We start from the raw sequence: 7760 nt of genomic DNA, 5'->3' as shown, positions 1-7760 counted from the left end.
CACGTACGTTGGGTAGAGCGTAGCGAAACCCAACGAGCTCCATACCCACGGCCAATACCCACACCCAATAACCCCGCATTATATATTTGAAAACGTAGGTCGGATAAGCGAAGCGCCATCCGACATAGTAGCTTGTTTAAGTTTCGGCGAATATAAACAGCTAATTAATTATGATGTATGAAGTCAAGATTTGACCCCTATGGCTGTTATAAGTTTCGGCGAATATAAACAGCTAATTAATTATGATGTATGAAGTCAAGATTTGACCCCTATGGCTGTTATTGACTGCCTATTTATCCCTCCCTCGATCATGCTTTCACTTAACAAAAATTCTTAATAACTAGCATAAAAAAAGCGTTGCCCTTGAACAACGCTTTTCTGTATTTGTCTAATAGCTGGTAGCTAACTTACTCAGCCGCTAGCTTACTCTGCAGCAAGATTATTCCGCCGCTAAGTAATCCAAAACCACTTGATGGTGATCTTTAGTTTTAAACTTATCAAACAAGTGTTTAATTTTACCGTCTTGGCCTACTAAAAATGTTAGGCGGTGAATACCATCGTACTCTTTACCCATAAACTTTTTGTAGCCCCATATACCAAATGCTTCAGCAATGGCGTGATCTTCATCGGCTAATAAATCAAAGTTAAGCTCTTTTTTAGTTTCAAAGTTTTTAAGGCGCTTAATTGGATCTGGGCTAATACCGACAACGCGGGTGTTAAATTTAGCAAGCTGTGCTTGCTCATCGCGTAGGTTTTCGGCTTGTACAGTACAGCCTGGCGTTGACGCTTTAGGGTAAAAGTACACAAGCACTTGTTGCTCTTTTAACAGCTCGCTTAATGTTACTGTTTCGTCGTTTTGGTTTTGTAGGCTAAAAGCGGGTGCAGTATCGCCAGCTTGTAATGGACTAATTGTGTTCATGTTTAGCATCCTTAACGAATTCGTTTAAAAATATAATCTACGTTTAGTGTGTGAGAAAGGCTCTCAAAACTAATTTTAAATTGATCTATATCTACATCAACAGGTATGTTGAATTCAAGTTCACAACGCATTTTAATGTTGTCTTCTTGGGAATAAGTGTCTGACTTAAGTGAGCAAATACTAATATTATTGTCGGCAAAAAAGCGCGTTACTTTGCTCAATGTACCAGGGGTGTCTATGCCTGTATATTCTAGTGTGTAACCTGCACAAAACTCGCTAGGAGTATGACTTGCTGTGCGCTTCATCATGGTTAGCAGGCCAAGTTCCATGGCTTTAGTGGGCAGTACGTGTTCTATGCGGCTTATTGCCGACATGTCCCCGCTAAGTAGCATTATAAAGGTAAATTCGCAGCCTAAAATAGCAATACGGCTGTCAATAATGTTGCAGTGGCAATCGCTAACCAGTTGGGTTAGTTCACTTACTATACCGGGTCTGTCTTCGCCAATCGCTGTTAAAACAATTTGATGATTTGAAAATGCAGTCATGAGTTCAAATACCTTGTTACTTGGATTATATCAACCGAGTTGGCAACACCAAAAATACACACGAGAAGTTGCACGGCGGCGAAGTTTAACACAAAAAGGGCTCTAAACTACAGCACACGCTAATTAAGCGCTTTTAAAGTGCGGTGTTTCTTGTTTTTACTGGCACGGGAAAGTACCATAGCTAAAATTTGCTTATTTGCGCTTAGTTGCTTACTAAGTTGAAGTGCTGAACTTTATTGCATTTAGGCAGCCAAATAATAAATGTAAAGTTAATATTGATTTTACACTGAACCAAATCGGTATTACCCACTCATATATTTGTTAAAACAATTAAAGGGTATGCTAAGGAGAAATATCTGTGCAGTATTGGATCCCAAAAGCACTTGCAGTAAGTGTATTGGTAAGTTTATCAGGGTGTAGTGTATTTATTAATAAGGCACATGACGAGCGTAACTATCGTACGCATGAGCCTGTAAAAGCACCAGCGTCGTTATCTCAACCAGCTCAAGACCCAGTTTATAAAATGGATGTAGGTCAATACGACAACAATCCTGAAGCTACAAATTACCGCCCACCGGCACAAGTATTAACAATTGCTAAAGGCAGTTGGGTAGAAGAGACAGATAAACAAGCGCGTATTTATTTTGATAAAAACGATGGCATTGCTGATTTAGATGAATTTCTTTGGGACACGATTAAATCTGTCCTAGCTGATAATAATGCAGGAACTACTAAAGAAGATAAGCTACTTGGTATTATTGAAACTGATTGGTACTCAATTATTAAAACCGAAGAAGGTTTTTGGTGGTGGGGCGATGAAGTTAACGATGATTTAGAAAAGTTTAGATTCACTATTGAAGAAAAGTCACATCAACGTACTGCGTCTTTACGTGTAGAGCTGATTGATTTTAAAGGTGATAAAACGCTAACAGACTTACTCAAGCAGCAGCTAGAAGTACGTGCGCTTAACCAAGTAGTGAGCGAGTTTGATTACCGTTACCGTCAACTTGAAGTTGATATGCGTAAACGCCAAGGTATTATTTCTCTTGAAATGGGCTTTGATAATAAAGGTAATGCAGCGCTTGTAACTGAGCAATCTTACGACGCTGTGTTTGACCGTTTCTCTGGGTTTTTAGAGCGCTTGTCGTTCTCTATTGTTGAAATTAACCCAGATACGGGCTTAATTACTGCAGATTATACTAAACCAGAAACAAGCGTTTGGGATTCAATTTGGGGTGATGACGTAGCTCAACTACCTATTGATGAAGGCCAATACCAAATTTTAGTAAGCAAAACTAAAGAAGGCGGTACTAGCTTAACGTGGATGGATGATAAAGGCGAAACGCTTGAGCCAGGTACTATGAATGGTTTACAACAAGCATTAGAAGCAGCACTCATTCAGCGCGGCATTAAAATTTAAATAATAATAAGTTTTACCACAAAAAGAGCGCTATGCTCTTTTTGTGGTTTTTATAGGTTAAACAATATGTCTCAGCTACCTGAACGTTCACACTATACGTGGCGCACTTGGTTTACTTTTTTGGTTCCTTCGTTAATTGGTGTGTTTTTATTTATGACACCCATTAGTACTTCGCAAGGGATGACCATTCCTATTGCAGTTATGGCAAAAGCGGTTCAAGCAATGATGCTTGGCTCTGCTCAAGCAATTATTACCCTCATTATTTGTATTACAGGGGTTATTTCTGTAATTACTAAAGTGTTTAAACCCGCCGCTATATGTAACTCACCTTTGTTAAAGCATTTATTTGATGTGAGCTGGACATGGCTGGTGGTACGCTTATTTGGTATGGCGTTTGGTTTAATGACGTACTTAAGCCTAGGCAGCGAGATGATTACCTCGGCCAATACTGGCGCGCTGGTATTAAATGACTTATTGCCTGTGTTGTTTTCGGTATTTATTTTAGCGGGCTTATTACTGCCGCTATTAATTAACTTTGGTCTATTAGAGCTTGCTGGTACGTTAATGACCAAAGTAATGCGCCCTGTATTTGGTGTACCAGGCAGAAGCGCGGTAGACTGTACTGCGTCGTGGTTAGGTGATGGCAGTGTGGGTATTTTGATGACTGCAAGGCAGTACGATCAAAAGCATTATACACAACGCGAAGCGGCTATTATTGGTACTACGTTTTCAGCGGTTTCAATTACATTTAGTTTAGTGGTGCTTGGGCAAGTTAAACTTGAATACCTATTTGCACCGTTTTACGCAACGGTATGTTTAGCCGGTATTGTTGCCGCTATTATTGTGCCGCGATTACCGCCACTGCGCTTTAAAAAAGACTTACTCATTGATGGCACTGAGCCAGATAGAGACGCTGAAACAATTCCGGGTCATAAAACTTTATTTGGCCATTCGTTAGATGTTGCACTAGCTAAAGCAGATAACTCAACGGGTGTTAAAGGCACTATAAAAGAGGGCGTACATAATGCGCTTGATATGGTGTTTGGTGTGTTACCTGTAGTAATGGCGGTAGGCACATTTGCACTGATCATTGCTGAGCATACGCCTATATTTCAGTATTTAGGTATGCCGTTTGTGCCATTTTTAGAGCTATTGCAAGTACCCGAAGCAGCCGCTGCGTCGCAAACTATTATGGTTGGTTTTGCTGATATGTTTATTCCGTCAATATTAGCAGCAGGGACTATTGAAAGTGATGTAACGCGCTTTATTATTGCCGCTATGAGTGTAACTCAGCTTATTTATATGTCTGAGGTAGGTGCACTTTTACTTGGCAGTAAAATACCGGTAAATATTTTAGAGCTATTTATTATATTTATTTTGCGAACGCTAATTACTTTACCTGTTATTGCGCTAATGGCGCATTGGCTAGTAGGCTAAATTAGCAAAAATATATTTAGCGAGTTGGTATTATTGAAAAAGCCCTGATTGATCAGGGCTTTTTTGTGTCTGTTGTATTTTTTATATTGGCGTTGGGCTTTATAAACTCCTGTTTTGCAGAGAGTCTAATCAGCGCAATATTACCAATGATAATGGCAAGAACAACAGCGACAATAATTACAATATGCCAAGTTTGCATCGCAGTATCACCTAAACTTTAGTACGTTTAAGTGTGACCGCTTTGCACTATAACAGCAATTGATTTACTCAAAAATACAATCAATAACGTTAAAAACGTCTCGCTACCGAAAGCGTTAAAAAGTTAAGCCCAGGGTTTGGCTCTTTAAAGCCTGCGTTTGAATAGTGAATAACGCGAAGGGCAACATTGGTGTGGCCAAAATCGGCTACAAGGCCTATGCGGTCTTCAAACTGGTAGTGAGTACTTATGTTTTTACCGGCAAACTGCGTTTCATCAATCAGTGATACACCAATGCCTGCTTCTACATAAAATGGGGTGTTGTTAAAACTAAAAGCAGGAAATTGTAGTACAGGTGACATAGCAAGTACTAGGTTTGATTGTGTTTCATCGCCGTGGCGGTATTCCCACATGTTTACGCTGGTTTCAAAGTAAAAGCGTGCATCACCAATAATGTTTTGCATACCAGGTGCATGATACTGATACGCAAGTTTAACGCCGTTTACGTTACCTTCGCCTTTGAGAAAGTCAACGGCATAACCGTGGTCCGATTGAGCAAAAGCAAGCTTGCCAAAAAGTGAAACTACTAATACAAAAGAGATAATAAGTGTTTTAAGTGACGTTTTCATAGGTGCCAAATGTTTGTTTGATTTAATTTGATAACTAAATGATAAGGGCGGCCTGTAAACAATTACAATGAGGACAAAATGCCGGTTGTATATGAGCTGTTAATGGAGTTTTCTAACTGCTTGAATTTATTTTATTTATTTGATTGGTGCTAATTGGGCATTAATAAGTTGCTTATTTGTGCCTTTTTTATTGCGTATAGTTCGCGTAAATTACAGCCATCTTAATCACACAGACATATACAATTATGAAACTCTTTAAACTATTCGTTTTAGCCACTGCTTTTTTTAGCAGTTCGTTATTTGCACAAGCTCAGCAATCACCAGATCAGTTACTTGAATCGGTAGCTGACAAGTTATTTGCGGATATTGGTCAAGTAAACTCAAAAGGTACAGCCAGCAAAGACGCGATGGCTGCCATTGTTGAAAAACGTTTAATGCCACATATTGACGTTAAGTTTGTGTCGTTTAAATTATTAGGTAAACACATTAAAGGTATTGAGCGCGAGCAAGCTGTTCAATTTATAGATGCAGTAGAGCATTACTTAACAGGTACATACGCCGGTGCACTAATGAAGTACACGGGTCAAAAAGTAGTATTTGAGCGTAATAACGCAAAAAGTGACTCTGAGTACGCAACAGTTAATACGCAAATTATTGAACCAAATGGGCCTACTATCGACTTAAGCTTTAAGCTTCGTTTAGGCAAAAACAATGAGTGGAAAGTATACGATATTGTTGCTGAAGGCATTTCACTATTAAGTGCTAAACAAAAAGAGATTATTCAACGCATTTCTGATGTGGGTTTAGAGCAAGTTATTAGCGAGTTAAAAAGTAAATAGACTATTTGTCTGGCTCTGATTAAGCCCAACTCCAACCTCAAAAACGGCCAATTACTTATGTACTTGGCCGTTTTTATATTTTTGCTAAGGACAATACCAATCCATAGTAATACTTAATCATTTAGAGCAAGTAAACAACAAAATTTTTGCCTTGCTATCACACGGTTTTCTACCTCAAAATAAATCACTTAATTAAGCGAATTGGTATAATCCTAAAGGATTGTTGTTATTGCGTAATTTTGCGCTAGCAGCAAAACAAAGGTGTGCTAGAATATCGGCACTTTGATTAAGCGTGGTGTCAGCTTAAAACTGATATAACTTACCACCCCCAAGCCACACTGGAGTTGTGTTGTTTTAATGGAAAATGTACTGATTTGGCCAAAGGAATACCCATTACTTATTAAAGGACTGGTAGAACAAAACGGTGCCTTTATTTTAGATGCTTTGGAAGCTTGGCCTGCTTGTCGTTCTACAAATGAAGACGATGGTGTATGCACCACCGTGCTGCCACCTATTTATTATTTGGCATGGCTAACCCCGCTGGAGCCATTTGAAGAATGTTACTTTCAACATATCTCTGAATATGACGAAGACGCACAAGCGTATATTAGTGCGGTTAAAAGCCATTACTACGATAATGAATACACCCCTGAAAGCCTAGTACTTATGCTGTGCCAGCGCCTTGAAAAATACGCAAGCGTGGCTGCACAAAATACCATAGATACGCCACTGTCTTTAGTTGATTTATTTTTTAGTAAACGCTATTTCACCTTAATTGAGCATGCGTTAAATAATAAAAGTAAACTCTCGGCAAAGGACACATTAGCTCTATGGAAAGAAGTTGATTTTAGAGAGCGCCTAAGTGCGTTTATTCCAGAGTCTATTGCTGACTTGGATACCCTTTGTGAACTTGCCAGCGAAAAAGTAGCAGCGGGTAAAGACTACTTTACGTTGCTTACGCAGGTTTCTCCTGATGTTGACTCTGTTGTACTGCTAGAAAAAGCTTTGCTTACTCATTTACGTAAAAAAACAGCTAAGCAAACAATGGCTATGCGCTTTATTGAGCAAGGCGCTACTGGTGTGCTTGCTGATGAAAATAATAAAACAGCCTTTATGTGGGCCGCCGAAAAAGGCTTTGTAAATGTGATCGAAACACTACTTGCAAAGCAAGACAAAAAAGCGACAGATAACTTAGGTAATACTGCGCTTCATTATGCTGTGTTTGCTAAAAATGAGTCGTTAATGGTGCTGCTTATTAAAGCCGGATACGATTTTAGGGCACGTAATAAAGAAGGTTTAAGCTGTTACCGTTTAGCGGTGAGTATTAAAGCTAATAACTTAGTTAAATGTTTAGAGCGTGACTTTGGTATTAAAGAACTTTCGCCAGAAGGGCAGTTCGATCGCATTAAAAAAGTGCATGTGCTACATGCTATTGTGACTATATTGCTGCCTTTACAGTTGTTTTTCTTTTTTGATGAAACCCTCTCAATTAAAAGTGAGCTGACGCTGGGTTTAACTATGACTGCAGTCATTTGTTTTTTCTTTGCGACCACATTAAAACGCTGTGCGCTATATCCACATATTAAACACCCTTGGGGTTTATTTGTGCTTAGAGGCTTTTCGTTTATTAGCTTAATTGCTCAAATAGGGTTGGCGAGTATTGTGGTGCTAGCTGCCTTGAGCGATTTAGTTTAGCTAGTTTTAAACAGTTAATAAAAAACGCGCTTAAATTACTTTAAGCGCGTTTTTTTGTATATAGCGTTTATGGTTAAGCC

The 7760-nt window shown here is 39.0% G+C and carries 8 protein-coding genes; 4 read left to right on the top strand and 4 right to left on the bottom strand.

Features of this window, described 5'->3' with window-relative positions:
* Positions 1-439: 439 nt before the first annotated feature.
* Positions 440-919 (bottom strand): thioredoxin-dependent thiol peroxidase, encoded by a 480-nt coding sequence (bcp, locus tag H5089_RS10645; protein ID WP_182712191.1) that lies wholly within the window; start codon positions 917-919, stop codon positions 440-442.
* 11 nt (positions 920-930) lie between these two features.
* Positions 931-1464 (bottom strand): glycine cleavage system protein R, encoded by a 534-nt coding sequence (locus H5089_RS10640; RefSeq protein ID WP_007583906.1) that lies wholly within the window; start codon positions 1462-1464, stop codon positions 931-933.
* 358 nt (positions 1465-1822) lie between these two features.
* Between H5089_RS10640 and bamC the strand changes: the two genes are divergently transcribed.
* Entirely contained in the window at positions 1823-2884 is a 1062-nt protein-coding gene (gene bamC / locus H5089_RS10635; protein WP_039487313.1) for an outer membrane protein assembly factor BamC, read from the top strand.
* A gap of 66 nt (positions 2885-2950) precedes the next feature.
* Complete coding sequence (locus H5089_RS10630) at positions 2951-4321, top strand: YjiH family protein (RefSeq protein ID WP_138489349.1); 1371 nt, start codon at positions 2951-2953, stop codon at positions 4319-4321.
* Positions 4322-4373: 52 nt separating this feature from the next.
* Here H5089_RS10630 and H5089_RS10625 read toward each other — a convergent pair whose 3' ends face one another.
* On the bottom strand, positions 4374-4520 hold the full coding sequence (locus H5089_RS10625; RefSeq protein ID WP_138489348.1) for a DUF2897 family protein: 147 nt from the start codon (positions 4518-4520) through the stop codon (positions 4374-4376).
* Positions 4521-4609: 89 nt separating this feature from the next.
* On the bottom strand, positions 4610-5146 hold the full coding sequence (locus tag H5089_RS10620; protein ID WP_138489347.1) for an acyloxyacyl hydrolase: 537 nt from the start codon (positions 5144-5146) through the stop codon (positions 4610-4612).
* Positions 5147-5391: 245 nt separating this feature from the next.
* Here H5089_RS10620 and H5089_RS10615 point away from each other — a divergent pair, with 245 nt between their 5' ends.
* Complete coding sequence (locus tag H5089_RS10615; RefSeq protein ID WP_182712190.1) at positions 5392-5985, top strand: phospholipid-binding protein MlaC; 594 nt, start codon at positions 5392-5394, stop codon at positions 5983-5985.
* A gap of 357 nt (positions 5986-6342) precedes the next feature.
* Positions 6343-7680 carry an ankyrin repeat domain-containing protein gene (locus H5089_RS10610; protein WP_182712189.1) on the top strand — a complete coding sequence of 446 codons (1338 nt, stop codon included), beginning with the start codon at positions 6343-6345 and terminating at the stop codon, positions 7678-7680.
* Positions 7681-7760 lie beyond the last annotated feature (80 nt).

This window comes from Pseudoalteromonas sp. SR45-1 (assembly GCF_014163655.1).
In the GTDB taxonomy this organism is placed as follows: Bacteria; Pseudomonadota; Gammaproteobacteria; order Enterobacterales; family Alteromonadaceae; genus Pseudoalteromonas; species Pseudoalteromonas distincta.
This window is presented reverse-complemented; position numbering and strand designations above follow the sequence as displayed.